At 67.3% G+C, this 20,800-nt stretch carries 19 protein-coding genes and 1 tRNA gene; 10 read left to right on the forward strand and 10 right to left on the reverse strand.

Annotation, left to right across the window (positions count from 1 at the left end; genetic code table 11):
* Positions 1–395: 395 nt before the first annotated feature.
* The 8 genes from ABD120_RS06175 to rpmH all read right to left on the reverse strand — a co-directional run bounded on the left by ABD120_RS06175 (position 396) and on the right by rpmH (position 6,446).
* Complete coding sequence (locus ABD120_RS06175) at positions 396–1,358, reverse strand: ParB/RepB/Spo0J family partition protein (RefSeq protein ID WP_343948717.1); 963 nt, start codon at positions 1,356–1,358, stop codon at positions 396–398.
* 303 nt (positions 1,359–1,661) lie between these two features.
* Positions 1,662–2,600 carry a ParA family protein gene (locus ABD120_RS06180; protein ID WP_343948719.1) on the reverse strand — a complete coding sequence of 313 codons (939 nt, stop codon included), beginning with the start codon at positions 2,598–2,600 and terminating at the stop codon, positions 1,662–1,664.
* Between the two features lie 137 nt (positions 2,601–2,737).
* A complete protein-coding gene (gene rsmG, locus ABD120_RS06185; RefSeq protein ID WP_343948720.1) occupies positions 2,738–3,409 on the reverse strand; it encodes a 16S rRNA (guanine(527)-N(7))-methyltransferase RsmG in 672 nt (223 codons plus the stop codon).
* A 753-nt stretch (positions 3,410–4,162) separates the two neighbouring features.
* Entirely contained in the window at positions 4,163–4,654 is a 492-nt protein-coding gene (locus ABD120_RS06190) for a Jag family protein (RefSeq protein ID WP_343948721.1), read from the reverse strand.
* A gap of 20 nt (positions 4,655–4,674) precedes the next feature.
* A complete protein-coding gene (gene yidC / locus ABD120_RS06195) occupies positions 4,675–5,604 on the reverse strand; it encodes a membrane protein insertase YidC (protein WP_343948722.1) in 930 nt (309 codons plus the stop codon).
* Positions 5,605–5,608: 4 nt separating this feature from the next.
* Positions 5,609–5,887: a membrane protein insertion efficiency factor YidD gene (yidD, locus tag ABD120_RS06200; protein ID WP_343948723.1), complete on the reverse strand. Its 279-nt coding sequence runs from the start codon at positions 5,885–5,887 to the stop codon at positions 5,609–5,611.
* Entirely contained in the window at positions 5,884–6,246 is a 363-nt protein-coding gene (rnpA, locus tag ABD120_RS06205; RefSeq protein ID WP_343948724.1) for a ribonuclease P protein component, read from the reverse strand. Before rnpA ends, yidD begins: the two co-directional genes overlap by 4 nt.
* A gap of 62 nt (positions 6,247–6,308) precedes the next feature.
* A complete protein-coding gene (gene rpmH, locus ABD120_RS06210) occupies positions 6,309–6,446 on the reverse strand; it encodes a 50S ribosomal protein L34 (protein WP_343948725.1) in 138 nt (45 codons plus the stop codon).
* Positions 6,447–6,873: 427 nt separating this feature from the next.
* On the opposite strand from rpmH, the gene dnaA reads away from it, so the two are divergent.
* From dnaA to ABD120_RS06255, 9 genes are all read left to right on the forward strand, one after another.
* Positions 6,874–8,433, forward strand: coding sequence for a chromosomal replication initiator protein DnaA (gene dnaA, locus ABD120_RS06215; RefSeq protein WP_343948726.1), 1,560 nt, complete (start codon positions 6,874–6,876; stop codon positions 8,431–8,433).
* A gap of 523 nt (positions 8,434–8,956) precedes the next feature.
* A complete protein-coding gene (gene dnaN, locus ABD120_RS06220) occupies positions 8,957–10,096 on the forward strand; it encodes a DNA polymerase III subunit beta (RefSeq protein ID WP_343948727.1) in 1,140 nt (379 codons plus the stop codon).
* Between the two features lie 32 nt (positions 10,097–10,128).
* Positions 10,129–11,016, forward strand: coding sequence for a phosphogluconate dehydrogenase (NAD(+)-dependent, decarboxylating) (gnd, locus tag ABD120_RS06225; RefSeq protein ID WP_343948898.1), 888 nt, complete (start codon positions 10,129–10,131; stop codon positions 11,014–11,016).
* Between the two features lie 60 nt (positions 11,017–11,076).
* The gene (gene recF, locus ABD120_RS06230; protein WP_343948728.1) at positions 11,077–12,309 is read left to right on the forward strand and encodes a DNA replication/repair protein RecF; all 1,233 of its coding nucleotides are present in this window, start codon (positions 11,077–11,079) and stop codon (positions 12,307–12,309) included.
* Positions 12,299–12,799: a DciA family protein gene (locus ABD120_RS06235; RefSeq protein ID WP_343948729.1), complete on the forward strand. Its 501-nt coding sequence runs from the start codon at positions 12,299–12,301 to the stop codon at positions 12,797–12,799. The genes recF and ABD120_RS06235 overlap by 11 nt, the downstream gene beginning before the upstream one ends.
* 302 nt (positions 12,800–13,101) lie before the next feature.
* On the forward strand, positions 13,102–15,048 hold the full coding sequence (gyrB, locus tag ABD120_RS06240) for a DNA topoisomerase (ATP-hydrolyzing) subunit B (protein WP_343948730.1): 1,947 nt from the start codon (positions 13,102–13,104) through the stop codon (positions 15,046–15,048).
* Positions 15,049–15,069: 21 nt separating this feature from the next.
* Entirely contained in the window at positions 15,070–17,571 is a 2,502-nt protein-coding gene (gene gyrA, locus ABD120_RS06245; protein WP_343948731.1) for a DNA gyrase subunit A, read from the forward strand.
* A gap of 3 nt (positions 17,572–17,574) precedes the next feature.
* Complete coding sequence (locus tag ABD120_RS06250; protein ID WP_343948732.1) at positions 17,575–18,231, forward strand: DUF3566 domain-containing protein; 657 nt, start codon at positions 17,575–17,577, stop codon at positions 18,229–18,231.
* 135 nt (positions 18,232–18,366) lie between these two features.
* Positions 18,367–18,440, forward strand: a tRNA-Ile gene (locus ABD120_RS06255).
* Positions 18,441–18,582: 142 nt separating this feature from the next.
* Here the strand turns inward: ABD120_RS06255 and ABD120_RS06260 are convergent.
* Positions 18,583–19,494 (reverse strand): LysR family transcriptional regulator, encoded by a 912-nt coding sequence (locus ABD120_RS06260; protein ID WP_343948733.1) that lies wholly within the window; start codon positions 19,492–19,494, stop codon positions 18,583–18,585.
* A 157-nt stretch (positions 19,495–19,651) separates the two neighbouring features.
* On the opposite strand from ABD120_RS06260, the gene ABD120_RS06265 reads away from it, so the two are divergent.
* Complete coding sequence (locus ABD120_RS06265; RefSeq protein WP_343948899.1) at positions 19,652–19,903, forward strand: dihydrofolate reductase family protein; 252 nt, start codon at positions 19,652–19,654, stop codon at positions 19,901–19,903.
* Between the two features lie 200 nt (positions 19,904–20,103).
* On the opposite strand, the gene ABD120_RS06270 is transcribed toward ABD120_RS06265, so the two are convergent.
* Positions 20,104–20,778: a L,D-transpeptidase gene (locus ABD120_RS06270; protein ID WP_343948734.1), complete on the reverse strand. Its 675-nt coding sequence runs from the start codon at positions 20,776–20,778 to the stop codon at positions 20,104–20,106.
* Between the last annotated feature and the right edge of the window lie 22 nt (positions 20,779–20,800).

Consider the following 20,800-nt stretch of genomic DNA (forward strand, 5'->3'; position numbering starts at 1 on the left):
CGCGCCAAGGCCAGGGAGGAGTGGTGAGGCTGCTCGGACTAGAGGCAGTATTGCCGGGACCGGGGAGTACTGTCAGGACTTCGGTCTCGACCTCTGCAAGCCGCAGTCGCGCGCCGGACTTCTTCACAGGCTTCATCGCGCCCACAGCAGACCGTGGCGCCGCTTTCGGGTTCATATGAGGACGGAGTTGGAGATTGTCACGAGAAGGCGATATCGGCGGCATCTGGTGATCGACAGATCCGATTCGCCGGAGGTGGGTCAATGGTCTCCGGGCAGATCCCCGAACCCCGAACGAGGCGGGCAAGGCGAAGGGCTCGGTGACGCGGTTCAGGGGGTTCCTGTCGGGTCGTCTTGTTCCGGGGTCCCGGTCGGGGTGGTGACGGTTCAGGAGTGGCTCAGGATTCCTGGTCGCCGAGGGCTCGGGCTGCGTCGGGGGCCATGGTGCCGATGATGCGCTCCAGGTCGTCGATAGTGGCGAACTCCACCACGATGCGGCCCTTGCGGCGCCCTAGATCGACTTTCACCTTGGTTTCGAAATGGTCGGAGAGACGGTCGGCGAGATGGGTCAATTCGGGTGCAGTTGGGCGGCTGGTCTGGCGTTCGCGGACAGGCTTGCTGGCCGCAGCCTTGGCGCTGCCCAGTGCCACGATCTCCTCCACCGCCCGCACCGAGAGCAGTTCGGCCACGATGCGCTTGGCGAGCTGAATCTGTTCCTCGGGGTTCGACAGCCCGAGGAGCGCCCGCGCGTGACCGGCGCTGACTGTTCCGGCAGCGACCTTCAGCTGGACGTCGGGCGGGAGGTTCAGCAACCGGAGGGTGTTGGTGATGTGGGAGCGGGACCGGCCGACCTTCTGGGCGAGCTGTTCATGGGTGGCCTGAAAGTCGTCCAGGAGCTGCTGGTAGGCGGCCGCCTCTTCGAGGGCGTTCAGCTGCTCGCGCTGGAGGTTCTCAATCAGGGCATCACGGAGAAGATCGTCGTCCTGGGTATTGCGGACGATGGCGGGCACGTGATCCAGGCCGGCGAGCTTCGAAGCGCGTAGGCGCCGCTCCCCCATGATGAGCTCGTAGTCACTACCGCCGATCGAGCGCACCACAATCGGCTGGAGCAGCCCGACTTCCTTGATGGACTCGGACAGTTCCTTGAGTCGCTCCTCGTCGAAGACCTCCCGGGGCTGGCGCGGGTTCGGGATGATCGCCGACAACGCGATCTCCTTGAAGTACGCCCCGGCAACCGGCTGCGAGCCATGCTCCAGCACGGAACCGTTCTCCGCTGCCACGGCTGCCGTGCCGTCAACGATAGGACCGGTCGGGATCAGCGCCCCGAGTCCCTTGCCCAATCCCCGCCGCTGCTGACTCACTGCGTCTCCTCGTCCACCCGGCCGACTCCGGTCACACAGGGAGAGGTTACCGGTGACGACGCGACCGGGTGCGCGCTCGCCACACGCACTTCCTCCCATTTCCCCCGTCGTATCCCAACCCGCATCGGCTTTTCTCTAGGAGCGGATGGGTGGCTGCGCCGTGACTTGGGAACGCAGGCCATGCCTGTCCGGGCGTCGTTGAGGGCGGGTGGCGAGCGCCTGGGTAGCGTGGTGTGACAGACCCACGGCGACTACGGCGAGTGACGTCAAAGTGGCTTGCCGTAACAGTTGGGTGAGCGGGCGTCAGCCCGCGATCAGGGCGCGGTGGGCGATCTCGCGGGCGGCGTCCTTGTAGGCCATCGCGCCGCTGGAGCCGGGGTCGTAGGTCATCACCGACTGCCCGTAGCTGGGCGCCTCGGAGAGGCGCACGCTGCGCGGGACGACCGTCTTGAGCACCGTGTCGCCGAAGTGCGAGCGGACCTCCTCCGCCACCTGCGAGGCGAGGCGGGTACGGCCGTCGTACATGGTCAGCACGATGGTCGACAGGCGGAGCGTCGGGTTGAGGTGGGCCTTGATCAGATCGACGTTGCGCAGCAGTTGGCCCAGGCCCTCCAGGGCGTAGTACTCGCACTGGATGGGGATCATGACCTCCTCCGCCGCCACCAGGGCGTTGACGGTGAGCAGGCCAAGCGAGGGCGGGCAGTCGATGATGATGTAGTCGAACTCGATCTCGTCATAGGCGGACAGCGCGCGGCGCAGGCGGGCTTCGCGGGCCACGAGGGAGACGAGTTCGATCTCGGCGCCCGCCAGGTCGATGGTGGCGGGGGCGCAGTAGAGACCGGGCATGTCCGGGACCTGCTTGACGATCTCGTTCATGGGCAGGTCGTCGACGAGTACCTGGTACACGTCGGGGATGTCGCCTCGGTGCTCGGTGGCGAGTGCGGTGGAGGCGTTGCCCTGGGGATCGAGGTCGATCACGAGCACGCGCTGGCCATGCATGGACAGGGCGGCGGCGATGTTGACCGAGGTAGTGGTCTTGCCCACGCCGCCCTTCTGGTTGGCGACCGCGATCACGCGCGTCTTGGGCGGGCGGGGCCAGCCGCCTGAGTTGTCGCTGGGAGCGCCCCCGGAGCGGGGGGCCGTCTGGACGGCTGTTGTTTCACGTGAAACCACTGAGCTGAGCGCCTCTCGTACCAACGGCGAATCACCGGGGTTAAGGGGGGTCTGGGTCACGATGGCCATCCTTTCAACCAGAGGCGGGGTCGTGTCGGGAAATCGCTGTCGCGACACGCCCATTTCGGGCCAACCAACCCCCGCCTGGCTTTCTGAGGACGGAATGACGGGCCAGCCCAGGCCGCTCGGTGCGACTGGCACGACCTTCACCTCCTCCGTCGGCGCCTACCCTGCTCAGGCGCGCGTCCCGCAACCACCCGAACCAATGTTGCAGGCGGCTCGACCTTACCGTGCCCAACGGTCACCAGTTCAGCCGCACGGGCCCCACTGGATTTCAACTGAGCGGTGGCTTCGGCAAGCTCTTCGGCCGCCCGCTCCCCCTTCATGGCAATGAGTTCGCCGCCTTCGCGAAGAAGCGGCATAGCCCACTTCAGCAGCCGCTCAAGCGGCGCGACGGCACGGGCGCACGCGACGTCGAACTCGCGCTTACCCGCAAGGTCCTCGGCCCGGCCGCGCAGCACCTCGACGTTGTCGAGCTTGAGGGCCTCGACACACTCCTCCAGGAAGACGGTACGGCGAAGCAGCGGCTCCAGGAGCGTCACCTGGAGGTCTTGACGCACGATGGCGAGGACGAGGCCGGGGAGCCCTGCGCCGGAGCCGATATCCACCAGGCGGACGTCTTCGGGGACAGCCTCTGCCACCACCGCGCAGTTGAGCAGATGGCGGTCCCAGATGCGGGGCACCTCTCGCGGGCCGAGCAGACCGCGGACCACACCCGGTCCGGCGAGCATCGCGGCGAAGGTGTTCGCTCGCTCCCATGCCTCTCCGGGGAAAACGTCCCGCGCGATGTCGGGTGGAGCGGACAGCTCTTCGCTCACTGGCTGGTGGCCCTTCCGGTAACGCCGATGCGGATGGATACAAGGCTAGGTGCCGGATCCCGTGGGAAGACTAGCGGCTGGTCACCTGTGCTCCGATCATGCCGCAATCGGAGCAGTTCGCGGGGATAGACCGTGTGCACGCGGGAAGGCCCGAACGATTGAGCGGCCATCCAGTGTTTCGGCACACAAATGGTCGCGAGCGTCCGCCGGACAGCACCAATGCCGAGCGGCTGTTACGGGCGAGAGCCAGCGGATGAGGTGACGAGAGCCGGCCGCCGGAGGAGGCGGGGGCGTGAGCGGAGGCGGGGAAGGGCAATTGGGGCTGCGGGGGTAGTGGTGCCCTTGGCGCAGCTAAAGAGTTGCCTGGAGAGGACGGACGAGCGACAGCGCCCTCGGTGCGGGGCTCAGGGCCGCCGGGAGGGGCGTATGGGGCGGCGTTGCGGTGAGAGTGAGGCGGGGTGAGGAGCGTGCTCCTGGAGGCCGTCAGGTGGGTGCGGCGGGTGGGGGTGGGCGGGGCTGGGCCGTAACGGCGAGAAGTCGTGACGCACAGAGGTCCCATAGGGTCGAGGTCGTGACGCACAGAGGTCCCATAGGGTCGCGGTCGTGACGCACAGAGGTCCCATAGGGTCGCGGTCGTGACACGTGTTGGGGCCGAGGCTCTTTCAGAAGGCATTGGGCTTCGAGAGCTCGACCGGCCCGGAGAAGCAGAAGACCGCCGCGTTGTCGAACGCGGCGGTCTGCAACGAGAAACGGTCAGGCCGGGAGCACCACGACGAAGCGGAGCGGCTCCTCGCCCTCGGACTCACTGCGCAGGCCGGCCGCGGCGACCGCGTCGTGGACGACCTTGCGCTCGAACGGCGTCATCGGGTGGAGCGACTTCGGCTCCCCCTTCTGCCGCACCTGGGCCGCGATCTCACTGCCGAGCTTGCTCAACTCGGCCCGGCGCCGCTCGCGGTATCCGGCCACGTCGAGCATGAGGCGCGAACGTTCGCCCGTCTGCCGGTGTACGGCCAGCCGGGTGAGCTCCTGGAGCGCCTCCAGCACCTCTCCCCCGGGCCCGACGAGTTCGTTGCCCTTGAGGCCCACGACGGACACGAGCGCCCGGTCGCCCTCGACGTCCATGTCGATGTCGCCGTCGATGTCGGCGATGTCCAGCAGGCCCTCGACATAGTCGGCCGCGATCTCACCCTCTTGCTCCAGCGCGCTGACATCCGGCGCCGCCTTCTGCTGCTCAGCCTCGGTCATGGCCGACGTCTCCTTTGTGATCACGACTTCTTGCTGCCGGTGCGCTTGCTGCGGGACTGCCGGCTGGGCTGGTTGCGGACGATCTTAGGCTTGGGCGGCTCCGGCGCGGGAGCCTCCTCGACCGGAGGGCTCTTCTTCAGCTTGGACAGCAGGCCGGGCTTCGGCTTGTCCGGAATCACGTTGCCCTTGGCGTCGAACTGGGGCATCGGGTGGCGGCTGTAGAACCAGTGCTGCTGGCCGAGCGTCCACAGGTTGGTGGTGACCCAGTAGAGGATGAGGCCCAGGGGGAAGTTCAGGCTGAAGATCGCGAACAGCGGCGAGATCCACATGAGGATCTTCTGCTGGGCCGCCATCGGGTTGTCCGGCATCTGCTGGATGGAGCGGGTGACGCTCTGCCGGACGGTGAGGAAGGTCGTCAGCGAGCTGACCGCGACGAAGATGGCGATGATGATCTTGCTGGTGACGTCCGGGGCGGAGAAGAACGTCTCGGAGATGCCGGCGGTCAAGATGTGCGCCTGCTTGGCGCTGTCGACGACTTCCTTCGTCATGCCGTACTTGGTCGCGGTGCCGTTGGCGATCGCCTGGAGCACCGTGAACATCGAGATGAAGATGGGGAACTGCGCCAGGATCGGCAGACAGCCACCGAGGGGGTTGGCTCCGGCGCCCTGGTAGAGCGCCATCACCTCCTGGTTCATGCGCTGTTTGTCGTTCTTATAGCGCTTGCGAAGCTCCTGCACCTTCGGCGCGAGTTCCTGCATCTTCTTCGACGAGCGCATCTGCTTGAGGAAGAGAGGGAAGATCAGGATTCGCATGATCACGGTGAGCGTGATGATGGTCAACGCCCAGTTGAGCCCGCTGGCGGGGTCGATGAAGGTGCTGTACGCCTGGTGGATCCAGGTGATGACTTGGGCGATGAATGTGTACAGCCAGTTCAGCCAGGCGAAATCCACCGGCTTAGCTCCCTTGCGTTTCGTGAGTCCGGACCGAGCGTGGGGGCACCGGGTCTATGCCTCCGGGGTGGAATGGATGGCAGCGCCCGATACGCCGGACAGTTAGCCAAATGCCGCGCAGAGCCCCGTGCACGGCGAGAGCCTCGAGTCCGTACGCACTACAGGAAGGGTAGAAACGGCAGCGCGGACCCAGCATCGGGCTGATGAAGGCCCGATAGAACCGGATCGGGGCGATCAGGATCCGGGCCGTAAGGCTCGGCTCGCCCTGGGGCTGCTCCGTCATCTTGGTCCATCCGTCGCGGACTCTCTCCGCCTCAGCAAACGATCGAGCGCGGCGTCGAGTTCGGCGGCGAGGTCCTCGAATCGCGCTGACGCGGCCGGTGGGTTGGCGCGTATCACCAGCAGGCTACCTCGCGGAAGCCGGTCGAGACGGTCTCGGATCAGGTGTCGGAGGCGGCGTTTGACCTTGTTGCGCACTACCGCGCCACCCACCGCACGGCTGACCACGAAACCCACCAGAGGCGTCTCTTCACCGGAGACCCTCAGGTGCAGCACCAAAGTGGGACGACCTGCCCGGCGGCCACGTTTGATCGCCGCGGCGAAGTCCTCCCCCTTCCGCATACGCGAGTGTCGGGAAAGCACGTTATACGCCTATCGCCCGCCGGCGTGGTTAGCCGGCGGGCGGACAGTCGGACGCGGGACGGTCAGGCCGACAGCTTCGCGCGGCCCTTACGGCGGCGGGCAGCGAGGATGGCGCGACCGGCCCGCGTGCGCATGCGAAGCCGGAAGCCGTGGGTCTTCGCGCGGCGACGGTTGTTCGGCTGGAAAGTACGCTTGCTCACGGGTGGGCTCCAGGCTTGAAGGTGCGCCCGTGGTGGGCGCTTACACACACAGGGATGGCTCGCCACGGGCATGCAAAAGAGCCGTCGTGTGACAAGCCGACCGTCGTACGTTACGGGGCAGGCACGGGTCAGGTCAAACCGAGCGGGTTATCCACCTTTCCACAGGCGAGTTTTCCACCGACGCGGCCGCGTCCACAGTTGTGCACCGAGCTACCACTAGGCTGTGGACAACGTCTTGAACACAGCTGTGCACATCGATACCGCCTCCCACCTTGGACCAGGTACAAGGCTGTGCACAGCCTGTGGATCACCTGTGGATCACGTGTTGATATCACGGGACAGCCATGTTGTGGACGGCGGGGCTGCCCACTATCCCGGACGGCCTCCACTGTGGACAAACCCGCGACAGGGAGGAGAGGGCCGAAGTATGGACCTCGGCGCCGTTTGGGCCAGGGCATTGGGCAATTTCCTCAACGAGAGCGTGCCGGTGCAACAGCGAACCTGGCTCTCGATGGTCCGCCCGATCGCGCTCGCCGACGACACGATCGTGCTCGGTGTCCCCAACGACTTCATCAAGGACCTCATCGAGGGCAAACTGCGCTCGCTCGTGACGCACGCGCTGTCACAGGAGCTCGGCAAGGCCATGCGGCTGGCGGTGATGATCGACACGACCGCGCCGGCGACACCGATGCCGATGCCCGACCTTCATCCCCAGGCCGTGCTCCAGGGTTATCCCCAGGGTGGGGATAACTATCCACAGGCTGTGCAGAGCCCGAATTACCAGGTCTCCGAGCCTCCGCAGTTCTATTCCCCACAGCCTGACCCGCAGCAGGTGGCCACAGATTATCCACAGCGCCAGTTCGGCTTCGAGCAGACGCTGCCCGCCGTGGAGAAGGCCCCGGAACCCGTACAGCCTCGGTGGGAGGCCAAGAGCAGCAAGCCCAGCGAGCCGGCCCGGCTGAACCAGAAGTACACCTTCGAGACGTTCGTCATCGGTGCCAGCAACCGCTTCGCGCACGCGGCGGCGGTCGCGGTGGCCGAGTCGCCCGCCAAGGCGTACAACCCGCTGTTCATCTACGGCGACTCGGGGCTGGGCAAGACGCACCTTCTCCATGCGATCGGGCATTACGCGCAGTCGCTGTACGACGGCGCCCGGGTGCGGTACGTGAGCTCGGAGGAGTTCACCAACGACTTCATCAACAGCATCCGCGACCACAAGGCCGACGGGTTCCGCAGCCGCTACCGGGCCATCGACATCCTGCTTGTGGACGACATCCAGTTCCTGGAGGGCAAGGAGCAGACGCAGGAGGAGTTCTTCCACACCTTCAACACGCTCCACAACGCCAACAAGCAGATCGTCATCTCCAGCGACCGGGCCCCCAAGCAGCTCATCACGCTGGAGGACCGGCTGCGCAACCGGTTCGAGTGGGGACTGATCACCGACGTCCAGCCGCCCGAGCTGGAGACCCGCATCGCCATCCTCAGGAAGAAGGCGATACAGGAGGGCCTGGCCGCGCCGCCCGAGGTGCTCGAGTACATCGCCAGCCGGATCTCCACCAACATCCGCGAGCTGGAGGGGGCGCTGATCCGGGTCACGGCCTTCGCCAGCCTCAACCGGCAGGGCGTCGACCTGCAGCTCGCCGAGGTCGTGCTCAAGGACCTCATCACCTCGGACTCCGGCCCCGAGATCACGATCGCGGCGATCATGGCCAAGACGGCGGAGTACTTCGGCATCAGCATCGACGACCTGTGCGGCAGCTCGCGCAGCCGGGCGCTCGTGAACGCCAGGCAGATCGCGATGTACCTCGCCCGTGAGTTGACCGACCTGAGCCTGCCGAAGATCGGTCAGCAGTTCGGCGGTCGCGACCACACGACCGTCATGCACGCAGAACGGAAGATCCGGTCGCTGATCGCCGAGCGGCGGTCGATGTACAACCAGGTCAACGAGCTAACAATGCGCATCAAACAGACGTCGCCTGGGGCCTGACCGTCATGCACACCCTGTGGAAAACACTGTGGATCAGCGGAAACACCAAAACAGGCAGTGCATTGCGCCCCAAAGTGTCCGAAATATCCGCCAGAATGCCTGGGGATAAAGGTGGGGATAACCTGCGGACAACTTGTGGACAGCCGGTGGATGACTTGTGGACGGCCTGTGTACAGCGGTTTTCCGATCTATCGGGAGCCCCCGATTTTCTGTGGATAACCTGTGGACAGCCAGTGGATAACCGGTGGATGAAGGCCATGTGATCTGGGGATGGCCTGTGGGCAACGGAAGACTGTCCCCAGGCGCGGAAGTTACCCCCAGGCTCTACCCACATCCCCAGTGGATGAAAACAGCGGTGTTGAAGTGCGGAAACACGGGCTGTCCACAGTATCCACAGCCCCTAGTGTGAAGACCACATATCTCTCTCTCAAAGAACTCAAGACCCATAGAGGGGTTCCGCCCGTCCGGATGCTCGGGAGAGTGAACACTTGAGTCAGCGACGAAACCCAGGAGGTTGATCAGCGTGATGTTCCGAATCGAGCGAGACGTGCTCGCTGAGGCGGTGGCATGGACGGCACGCAGCCTCCCGGCCCGCCCGTCGGTGCCCGTACTGGCCGGGATGCGGCTGGAGGTCACCGAGGACCAGCAGTTGAAGCTGTCCGGCTTCGACTACGAGGTCTCCGCGGAGGTGACGCTGGAGGTCCACACCGGCGAAGCGGGTGTGGTGCTCGTCTCGGGCAAGCTGCTCGCCGAGATCACCCGCGCGCTTCCCGCACAGCCTGTGGACTTCGTGGTGGACGGCCCGAAGGCCGTCGTCACCTGCGGCAGTGCCCGGTTCACCCTGCTGACCATGCCTGTGGAGGACTACCCCACGCTGCCCGCCATGCCGCCAGCCGCCGGGCGTGTGGGCAGCGACGTGTTCGCCTCCGCGGTCGCGCAGGTCGCCGTCGCCGCGGGCAGGGACGACACGCTGCCGATGCTCACCGGCGTGCGGATGGAGATCGAGGGCGACACCGTGACGCTCGCGGCCACCGACCGCTACCGCCTGGCCGTACGCGAGCTGAAGTGGCAGCCCGGACAGCCCGACTTCTCCGCCATCGCGATGGTCCCCGGCAAGACCCTCGCCGACACGGCGAAGGCGCTGGGGTCCACGGGCGCCGAGGTGGAGATCGCGTTGAGTTCCGCCGGAGGCACCGGTGAGGGTATGATCGGCTTCTCCAGCGCCGGGCGCCGCACCACGACGCGCCTGCTCGACCCCGAGTTCCCCAAGTACCGCTCGCTGCTGCCTACGGAGTTCTCCGCCAAGGCCGAGTTGTCCACAGGCCCGTTCGTCGAGGCGGTCAAGCGCGTGGCCCTGGTCGCCGAGCGCAACACCCCGGTCCGCATGGCGTTCAAGGACGGGGAGGTCGTCCTTGAGGCGGGCAGCGGCGACGAGGCCCAGGCCGTCGAGGCGCTGCAGGTGGACTACGACGGCGAGGAGATGAACATCGCCTTCAACCACCAGTTCCTTCTGGAGGGCCTCGGGGCGATCGACTCCGATGTGGCCAGGCTGCAGATGACCACGTCCACCAAGCCCGCTATCCTCACCGGCGGCAAGCCTGTGGATGGCGACGCGACACCTGACTACCGCTACCTGATCATGCCCATCCGCTTGTCCAGCTGAAATGATGGAAGCCTGACAAGAGGGGGCGCATGATGCAGATCGGCCTGGTCGGACTCGGCAAGATGGGCGGCAACATGGCCGAGCGGCTTCGCCGCGGCGGTCACGAGGTCGTCGGCTACGACCGCGATCCGGCGATCAGTGACGTCGGCGGGCTCAAGGAGCTGGTCGAACGCCTGCAGGCGCCCCGCGTCGTGTGGGTGATGGTCCCGGCGGGCGCCGCCACCCAGCAGACGGTCGACGAGCTCGGCAAGCTTCTCGACGAGGGCGACATCGTCGTCGACGGCGGTAATTCACACTATGTGGACGACCAGAAGCACGCGGCCGAGCTCGCCGGGCGCGGCATCGGCTTCGTCGACTGCGGCGTGAGCGGCGGCGTGTGGGGGCTGCAGAACGGCTACGCGCTGATGTGCGGCGGCGACAAGGCCCACGTCGAGCACGTGATGCCGATCTTCGAGACGCTCAAGCCGGAGGGGCCCGACGGGTTCGTCCACGCGGGCGACGTCGGCGCCGGCCACTTCGCGAAGATGGTCCACAACGGCATCGAGTACGGCATGATGCAGGCCTTCGCCGAGGGCTGGGAGCTGCTTGAGGCCTCCGACGTGGTCAAGGACGTGCGGGGTTCCTTCAGCAGCTGGCGCACGGGCACCGTGATCCGTTCGTGGCTGCTCGACCTGCTGGTGCGGGCGCTCGACGAGGACCCCGAGCTCAAGGAGCTGCGCGGCTACGCGCAGGACTCCGGCGAGGGCCGGTGGACGGTGCAGGCCGCGGTCGACCACGCCGTGCCGCTGCCGGTGATCACCGCCGCGCTGTACGCGCGCTTCGCCTCCAGGCAGGACGACTCCCCCGCGATGAAGGTCGTGGCCGCGCTGCGCAACCAGTTCGGCGGCCACGCTGTGGAGACGAACGACGACAAGAAGTAGTTTTCCACAGGCGGCACGGCGGTGGCCCGGCCGCCGCCGCGGGCCACTACCCTTCGTGGGGTGCACGTCGCCCACCTCTCGCTGACCGACTTCCGGTCCTACGCCTCCGTGGAGCTCGGCCTTGAGCCGGGCGTCACGGCGTTCGTGGGGCCCAACGGGCAGGGCAAGACCAACCTGGTCGAGGCGCTGGGCTACGTGGCCAGCCACTCCAGCCACCGCGTCGCCAACGACGCCCCGCTCGTACGGCAGGGCGCGGGCCGGGCGGTCGTCCGCTGCGCCGTCCACAGGGACGAGCGGCGGGCGCTGGTCGAACTGGAGATCAACCCGGGCAAGGCCAACCGGGCCAGGCTCAACCGTTCGCCGGTCTCCCGCCCGCGCGAGGTCGTCGGCCTGCTGCGCACGGTGCTGTTCGCGCCGGAGGATCTCGCGCTGGTGAAGGGCGATCCGTCCGAGCGGCGACGCTTCCTCGACGACCTGCTCGTCGCCAGAGCGCCCAGATTCGCCGCTGTGCGGGCCGACTACGACCGGGTGCTCAAACAGCGCGGGGCGTTGCTCCGCGCGGCCGCACAGGCCCGTAGAGGCGCGCGCGGCGCCCGTCGGGCCGAGAGCGACACCGCGTTCGCGGCGGCGGGCGCCGGCGACGTGCTGAGCACGCTGGAGGTGTGGGACGCCCATCTCGCCCGGCACGGCGCCGCGCTCCTGCGGGCCCGGCTCGATCTGGTCGAAGCCCTGCGGCCGCTGGTCGCGGGAGCGTACTCTTCCCTTGCCCCGTCGAGCGGAGCGGCAACGCTCGACTATCGCAGCACGTTGTCCACAGGTGGGGATGATCCTGAGGGCGAAGAGCCCGGTGGACATGGATCTTCGGATGCGCACACGTTATCCACAGGCCTGGGGAAAACTCTTGAGGAACAGCTGCGCGAGCGGCTGCTGGAGGTCCGCGCGGCCGAGCTGGAGCGGGGGGTCACCCTCGTCGGCCCGCACCGCGACGACCTGGTCCTGGGTCTCGGCGACCTGCCCGCCCGCGGCTACGCCAGTCACGGCGAGTCCTGGTCGTTCGCCCTCGCGCTGCGGCTGGCCGCCTACGACCTGCTGCGCGCCGACGGCGGCGATCCCGTGCTGATCCTCGACGACGTCTTCGCCGAACTCGACACCCAGCGCAGACGGCGGCTGGCCGAGATCGTCGCCTCCGCCGAGCAGGTGCTGATCACCGCCGCGGTGCCGGACGACGTACCCGGTGAGCTCGTCGGCGCCCGTTTCGACGTCACAGAGGGAAGTGTGAGCCGTGTCCGCTGAGGACAACCCCGCCGCCCGCGGCGCGGCCATGGCCAGGGAGAAACTCGCCCAGGCCAAGGCCGACGCCGCCAAACGCGGTCAACTCCCCCGCCGGGAGTCGCGCCGCAGGGCGCCGGGGCTGCGGCGGCAGGCCGGCGACCCGCAGCTGTTCGGGCGGGCGATCTCCGACCTGCTCGCCGACCGGGGCTGGGAACGGTCCGCGGCCGTCGGCGGGGTTTTCGGCCGCTGGTCCGACATCGTGGGCACCGACCTCGCCGCACACACCAAACCGGAGGGTTTCGCGGACGGCGAGGTCCTGATCGCCGCCGACTCCACGGCCTGGGCGACGCAGGTCAGACTGCTCGCCCGCACCCTCGTGCGCAGGCTCAACGAGGAGCTCGGTGTCGGCACGGTGACGAAAGTGAAGGTCAGAGGGCCGCAGAACGCGCCACGCCCGACGGGAGGGCTGCGGGTGACCGGCAGCAGAGGCCCCGGTGACACCTACGGCTAGGCCGTACCGGGCGATCAGAGAGCCGCAGGCGCGCTGAGCCCCCAACCCAGAGGGGGGATGCTTGAGTGGGGGGAAAACGAGCTACAGGGCATCACAGGCGCGTTCAATGCCACTTTCTGCGCTCCGAGCCGGTAGAATGAAACCGGATTCCGGACACGTCCGCTTGCGTGTCACCCCGGCAGCAAGCCGACTCCCCCGGGTGGCCGCGCATCGGGGCACTCACGACGGTGACGGGCACGGCAAGACAAGCTGACAACAAGTTGTCACACTTGCCGCGTGTCCGCGGCAGGAGGATTTCGCACTTGTCCTACGACGCTAGCTCAATCACCGTACTCGAGGGCCTTGAGGCGGTTCGCAAGCGCCCGGGTATGTATATCGGCTCGACCGGCGAACGCGGCCTGCACCACCTTGTCTACGAGATCGTGGACAACTCGGTGGACGAGGCGCTCGCGGGTCACGCCGACCGCATCGACGTCACGCTCCTCGCCGACAACGGCGTCAGGGTCGTGGACAACGGCCGGGGCATTCCGACCGGCATCCACCCTGTCGAGAAGCGCTCGGCGGTCGAGGTCGTGCTGACCACGCTCCACGCGGGCGGCAAGTTCGACGGCAAGTCCTACGCGGTCTCCGGCGGCCTGCACGGCGTCGGCTCCGCCGTCGTCAACGCGCTGTCCACAGCCATGGACGTCGAGGTCAAGCAGAACGGCCACTTCTGGCGTCAGCGCTACGAGATGGCCAAGCCGACCGCGCCGCTCGCCCAGGGCGAGCAGACCGCCGAGACCGGCACCACGATCACCTTCTGGGCCGACCCGGGCATCTTCGAGACCACGATGTGGAACTTCGAGACGCTCTCGCGGCGCTTCCAGGAGATGGCCTTCCTCAACAAGGGCCTGACGATCACGCTGACCGACGAGCGGCCCGACCACGTCGACGGCGACGAGTCCCACCGGGTCGAGTACTTCTACGAGGGCGGTCTGGCCGACTTCGTCCAGCACCTCAACGCCAAGAAGGAACCGGCGCACGCCTCGATCATCGCCTTCGAGGAGGAGGGCGAGGGCATCGCGGTCGAGATCGCCATGCAGTGGAACAACTCCTACTCGGAGTCCATCTACTCCTTCGCCAACACGATCAACACCGCCGAGGGCGGCACCCACGAGGAGGGCTTCCGCGCCGCGCTGACCTCGATCGTCAACCGCTACGCGCGTGAGCAGAAGTTCCTCAAGGAGGGCAAGGACGACAACCTCTCCGGTGAGGACGTCCGCGAGGGCCTGACCGCGATCATCTCGGTCAAACTGGCCGACCCGCAGTTCGAGGGGCAGACCAAGACCAAGCTGGGCAACACCGAGGCCAAGTCGTTCGTCCAGAAGGCGTGCAACGACCACCTGCGCGACTGGTTCGAGCGCAACCCGGGCGAGGCCAAGGACGTCATCAACAAGTCGCTGCAGGCCGCCCGCGCCCGCATCGCCGCACGCCAGGCCCGCGACCTGACCCGGCGCAAGTCGCTGCTGGAGTCCGGCAGCGGCCTGCCGGGCAAGCTGGCCGACTGCCAGTGGAACGACCCGGAGAAGTGCGAGCTGTTCATCGTCGAGGGCGACTCGGCCGGCGGCTCGGCCAAGGGCGGCCGCGACTCGCGTTTCCAGGCGATCCTGCCGATCCGCGGCAAGATCCTGAACGTTGAGAAGGCCCGCATCGACAAGGTCCTCAAGAACAACGAGGTCCAAGCCCTGATCACGGCGCTCGGCACCGGCGTGCACGACGAGTTCGACATCGCCAAGCTGCGCTACCACAAGGTGATCCTGATGGCCGACGCCGACGTCGACGGCCAGCACATCAACACCCTGCTGCTGACGCTGCTGTTCCGGTTCATGCGGCCGCTGATCGAGGCCGGGCACGTCTACCTGTCCTGCCCGCCGCTCTACAAGATCAAGTGGAACCGCAGCGGAGACGACGCCTCCTACGCCTACTCCGACGCCGAACGCGACGCCGTCATCGCCGAGGGGATCGCGGCGGGCAAGCCGGACCCGCGCCCGCGTGACAACGTCCAGCGCTTCAAGGGTCTGGGCGAGATGAACGCCGGCCAGCTCTGGGAGACCACGATGAACCCGGAGACCCGGCTGCTGCGCCTGGTCACGCTCGACGACGCCGCACAGGCCGACGACCTGTTCAGCGTGCTGATGGGCGAGGACGTCGAAGCCCGGCGCGACTTCATCATCCGCAACGCCCGCGACGTCCGTTTCCTCGACGTTTAGCCAGACAAAGGATCACCACCTGTGACGGAAGTGAACACCACTCCCCCGGCTGAGCGCATCGAGCCTGTGGACATCCAGTCCGAGATGCAACGCAGCTACATGGACTACGCGATGTCCGTCATCGTGTCCCGTGCGCTGCCGGACGTCCGCGACGGCCTCAAGCCGGTGCACCGCCGGGTCCTGTACGCCATGTACGACGGCGGCTACCGTCCCGACCGCGGCTACTTCAAGTGCGCCCGCGTCGTCGGTGACGTGATGGGCACCTACCACCCGCACGGCGACACCTCCATCTACGACGCGCTCGTCCGGCTGGCCCAGCACTGGTCGCTGCGCTACCCGCTGGTCGACGGCCAGGGCAACTTCGGCTCGCCGGGCAACGACCCGGCGGCGGCGATGCGCTACACCGAGTGCAAGCTCGCGCCCATCGCCATGGAGATGCTGCGCGACATCGACAAGGACACCGTCGACTTCCGGCCCAACTACGACGGCAAGTCGCAGGAGCCCGACGTCCTTCCGGCCCGTTTCCCGCAGCTGCTGGTCAACGGCTCCGGCGGCATCGCGGTCGGGATGGCCACCAACATCCCGCCGCACAACCTGCGCGAGGTCGGCGCCGCCGTCAAGTGGTGCCTGGAGAACCCGGGGGCGAGCGACGAGGAACTCCTTGAGGCGGCCGTCGGGCTGGTCAAGGGGCCCGACTTCCCCACCAAGGGCCTCATCGTGGGCCGCAGGGGCATCGAGGACGCCTACCGCACCGGCCGCGGGTCCATCACCATGCGGGCCGTGGTCGAGGTCGAGGAGGACGGCAAGGGCCGCCAGGCGCTGGTCGTCACCGAGCTGCCCTACCAGGTCAACCCGGACAACCTGGCGTTGAAGATCGCCGAGCTGGTCCGCGAGGGCAAGTTGACGGGCATCGCCGACGTACGGGATGAGAGCTCGTCCCGGGTCGGGCAGCGGCTGGTGATCGTCCTCAAGCGGGACGCGGTCGCGAAGGTCGTCCTCAACAACCTGTACAAGCACACCCAGCTGCAGGACACCTTCGGCGCCAACATGCTGGCGCTGGTCGACGGTGTGCCGCGCACGCTGCGGCTCGACCAGTTCGTCCGGCACTACGTGGCCCACCAGATCGAGGTCATCGTCCGGCGCACGCGCTACCTGCTGCGCAAGGCCGAGGAGCGCGCCCACATCCTGCGCGCGCTGCTCAAGGCGCTCGACCGGCTCGACGAGGTCATCGCGCTCATCCGGGCCTCCGACTCGGCCTCGCACGCCCAGCAGGGCCTGATGGCGCTTCTTGAGATCGACGAGGTGCAGGCGCAGGCCATCCTGGACATGCAGCTGCGCAAGCTGGCCGCCCTGGAGCGTCAGTCCATCCAGGACGAGTTCGAGAACCTGATGACGCAGATCGCCGAGTACAACGCGATCCTCGCCAGCGAGGCCCGCCAGCGCGAGATCGTCAACGAGGAGCTCGCCGAGATCGTCGCCAAGTACGGCGACGAGCGGCGCACGGAGATCATCGCCTACGACGGCGACATGTCGATCGAGGACCTGATCGCCGAGGAGGGCGTGGTCGTCTCGATCACCCGTGACGGTTACGCCAAGCGGACCAAGACCGACCTCTACCGGGCGCAGAAGCGCGGCGGCAAGGGTGTTCGGGGTGCGCAGTTGCGCCAGGACGACATCGTCGACCACTTCTTCGTCACCACGACCCACCATTGGCTGCTGTTCTTCACGAACAAGGGCCGGGTCTACCGGGTCAAGGCATACGAGTTGCCCGACGTGGCGCGTGACGCGCGGGGCATGCATCTTGCGAACCTTCTGGCGATGCAGCCCGACGAAACAGTCATGGAAGTTCTCGATCTGCGTGACTACGAGGTCGCGCCGTACCTCGTGCTGGCCACCCGCAGCGGGCTGGTCAAGAAGACCCGGCTGTCCGAGTACGACTCCCCCAGGACGGGGGGGCTGATCGCGATCAACCTCAGGGACGACGACGAGGTGATCGCCGCCCGGCTCGTCTCCGAGCAGGACGATCTGCTGCTGGTCTCCAAGGGAGCCCAGTCGATCCGGTTCACCGCCTCCGACGAGGCGCTGCGCCCGATGGGCCGCGCGACCAGCGGCGTCATCGGCATGCGGTTCCTGGAAGGCGACGAACTTCTCGCCATGAATCGGATCGCAGACGGTCAAGATGTGCTTATCGCCACCAAGGCTGGGTACGCGAAGCGGACACCCGTCGAACAGTATCCAGTTCAGGGCCGAGGTGGTAAGGGGGTGCTGACGGCAAAGATCGTCAGCGCTCGTGGCAAGCTGGTCGGAGCCGTTATGGTCAACCCGGAGGACGAGGTCTTCGCGATCACATCCGCGGGCGGGGTGATCCGCACGAGTGCCGGGGAGATCAAGCAGTCCGGCCGCCAGACCATGGGAGTGCGCTTGATGAATCTCGCTGACGGCGACAGCGTCGTCGCCCTCGCCCGCAACGCCGAGTCGCTGGAGACTTCGGTGGAGGCCGAGGAAGACGGGGGAGGAGAATAAAAGATGAGCGCCGCCCAGGGTGGGTCCGCCAAGACCAAGTCGACAGCTCGCGAGAACGGGCAGCCGAGGCAGCAGCCGGACAACCGTGACCCGCAGGTCAGGGACGAGCGGGTAGCACCGGTCGCCGGGCCTGTCTCCCCTCCGCCTCCTGCGGCCGAGGAGGCTCCGGCCGAAGGCAACGAGACCGCGCGCCTGCGTCCGTCCCTGATGTCCGAGGCTCCGCCGGCCAAGATCGAGCTCGGCGGCAAGAAGAAGGGTTCCGGCGGTTCTGCCGCCCGGCTCCCCCGCAAGGCCCATCTGGTCCTGCGGCGGGTCGAGCCGTGGTCGGCCATGAAGTTCAGCTTCGTGCTGTCGCTGGTCTGCTTCGTCGTGCTCTTCGTCGCCGTCGCCGTGCTCTACATGGTGCTGTCGATGCTCGGGGTCTTCGACTCGCTCGTCGACCTGGTCAACCAGCTGGGCAAGGGTGAGCAGGGGCAGAACAGCATCCCGCTCGACATCGCCTCGTGGTTCGAGCCGGTACGCATCCTGGGCTACACCGCGTTGATCGGCGCGGTGAACGTGGTCCTCATCACGGCGCTGTCCACGCTGGGGGCGGTCATCTACAACCTGTCCGCCGACCTGGTGGGCGGGGTCGAGGTCACCTTCAGCGAGGCTGAATAGCGGTCGGGCTCGCGCCGCCCACCCGGGGTTTCCACCTGGGAGGCGGCGCGAGCAGTGCCCGTGGCACGGTAAGCTTTTCCTCGTCCGAACATGCGGTTCGCAGGCTGGTGCGAGGTGCGATATCGTTCGGTGCGCGGGGCTATAGCTCAGACGGTTAGAGCGCTTCCCTGATAAGGAAGAGGTCCCAGGTTCAAGTCCTGGTAGCCCCACCCAGTTGACCGACGAAAAGGCCGCTGTCCGATTTTCGGAGAGCGGCCGTTTTGCTGTCCGCGCGACTTACCGTTCTCGACCGAGCGCGCGCTACGCGACCGGCCCGCCGGAAGACCCGTGCGCCGGAGCGGGCGAGGGGGTTCAGGGGCGGCCGCTCCGGCGTACGGGTGGGTGGATCTCGCGGATGATCTGGATGAACGTGCGGACGCGGGCGGTGTCCTCGCCCGCGCGCCACAGCAGCCCGTACTCGATGGGTGGGGCGTCGCTGAAGGGTACGAAGACCACGCCGGGCCGGGTGTAGTAGCGGGCGCCGCGCGCGGCGACCACCGAGACGCCCTGGCCGAAGCTGACGTGGGAGAGCACTTCCTGCCAGTAGGTGATGGGCGGCCCGTGCGGAATGTTCCGGCCGGAGGGGGTCCGGCGCGGGTAGTGGTGGTCCAGCCAGTAGTCCGGGATTATTCCGGCCATCGGCAGCAGGGTGGCGTCTGCGAGGTCTTCCAGCGAGATCGTCTCCCGCTGGGCGAAGGGGTGTACGTCAGGGACCATGAGTGCGCGTGGCTCGGAGAAGATGACGGGGCCGAGGGCGATGTCCGGTTCGTCGATGGGGAGCGCGGTGAGTTGGAGGTCGACCTTCCCGCTGCGGAGCGGTCCGAGCGGGTCGCCCAGCAGCACTTCCTGGATGTGGACCGCGCAGTCGGGGTGGCGGACCCGGAAGAGGTCGGCGGCCTGGACGACGAGATCGCCCGACCACAGGGAGGAGAAGCCGACGCCCAGCGTGCCGGTGATGCCGCGAGCGGCGATGGCGGCCTGTTCGAGGCCGGCTCCGATCTGCTCGTAGGCCGGGCGCAGAGTGTCGCACAGTTGCTGTCCCAGAGCGGTGAGTCGCACGTTGCGGCTGGTGCGTTCGAACAGCGGTGCGCCGACCTGGCGCTCCAGTTTCTTGATGGTCTGGCTGATCCGGCCGGTGGTCACGCGCAGGCTCTCGGCGGTGCGCCCGAAGTGCAGTTCCTCGGACAGGGTGAGGAAAGCCTCTAGTTCATGACGTTCGAGCACGAGCCCCTCCGTTGAACCCGGTTAAAGAATCGTTCCACTTTCCGCCCCTTGATCGGCTTTCCGGGCCGGTGCAGGCTGTACCAATGAGCAAGATCGCGGCGGTGGTTCACCTCTCCATGGACGGCGTGGTGGAGGAGTTCACGCACAGCAGCCCGTTCTGGGACGACTAGCAGGACAAGTTCCAGCACGGCAGCCCGGCAAGAACATCAACCTGTCCGGCAGCATCAGCCTGACCCGGAGCCTGCTGCGGGCCGGACTCGTCGACGAACTGCACCTGCTGGTGCATCCGCTCGTTGTGGGTACCGGGATGCGCCTGTTCGAGGAGAACTCCGACCGGCTGCTGCTCAAGCTCACCCGCTCCACCACCTTCACCACCGGCGTGCTGGACCTGACCTACCAGCCCGCCTGACCTCGGCCGCGTCGACGGTTTCCGGTGCTGTCGCCACGTCTACGACGTTCGGGACGGCGGCGGCGACTGTCGGCGGTGCGGTGTCCCGCTCGCCCAGAGCTCTCTGGGTGAATCCCCTCCAGGTGGCCGACGGGGGCGGCATACTGGGCGGGCCTGACCTGTGTTCACTCCGGGTCGGTTTACCAGCGGGCCCGCTCCTCTTATGCGCCGGAGGGGCGGGCCGGCTGACGTTTCGGGGCCGATGGGGTGCGGCGCAGGATGTCGATCGGGGTGCCGGGCGGAACTCTGCGGAGTTTGCGCAGGTCGTGGGTGTGCAGGCGGATGCAGCCGTGGGAGATCCGGGTGCCGGTCACACCGATCTGGCGGGCGCCGTCGAGCGGGCCGTGGATGGCCACCAGCGGGTCGGAAGCACCGTCGGGTACGGCGTGCGCCGAGGTGACCAGCAGGAACGGGACATACGGCGGATGCAGTCGCGGCTCCTGGAAGGCCACGAAGAAGCGGCCGGCGGGGGTCGGGTGCTCGGCCGTGCCCACACCGGCGGGCACCTTGAGGACTCTGCGGCCGGCCCGGTAGAGGGTGAGCCGGGTGCGGGAAAGGTCGACGACGATCCGGTACGGCGTGCGGCCATGTCTGACGCGGTGGTCGCGGACCCAGGCGGTCGAGCCGTTGGGGCGTTGGGCAAGGCGCACTCTCACCCATCCGGGGCGGGTGCCGATGATCGGGAGGATCGTGCGGTGACCGTACCAGGTGGGGGGAATGCGACCGGTGCGTTTGCGGCCGGGACGGGCGTACGTCGGCACAGGCTCCCGCACGATGGCGAGCCGGGTGATGTCGGACTTCGGGGAAGCTTCGACGGTTTCGGCAGGGAATATCACTGCGAACTGCCCCAAGGCAGCA

This window comes from Nonomuraea longicatena (genome assembly GCF_039525605.1).
Lineage (GTDB): Bacteria > Actinomycetota > Actinomycetes > Streptosporangiales > Streptosporangiaceae > Nonomuraea > Nonomuraea longicatena.

Coding starts and splice junctions, on each gene's coding strand:
- ABD120_RS06180 (WP_343948719.1), bottom strand. CDS start 2,600: ATGGCCATCGTGACCCAGACCCCCCTTAACCCCGGTGATTCGCCGTTG.
- ABD120_RS06190 (WP_343948721.1), bottom strand. CDS start 4,654: ATGACCGAGGCTGAGCAGCAGAAGGCGGCGCCGGATGTCAGCGCGCTG.
- yidD (WP_343948723.1), bottom strand. CDS start 5,887: ATGACGGAGCAGCCCCAGGGCGAGCCGAGCCTTACGGCCCGGATCCTG.
- dnaA (WP_343948726.1), top strand. CDS start 6,874: ATGGACCTCGGCGCCGTTTGGGCCAGGGCATTGGGCAATTTCCTCAAC.
- gnd (WP_343948898.1), top strand. CDS start 10,129: ATGCAGATCGGCCTGGTCGGACTCGGCAAGATGGGCGGCAACATGGCC.
- ABD120_RS06250 (WP_343948732.1), top strand. CDS start 17,575: ATGAGCGCCGCCCAGGGTGGGTCCGCCAAGACCAAGTCGACAGCTCGC.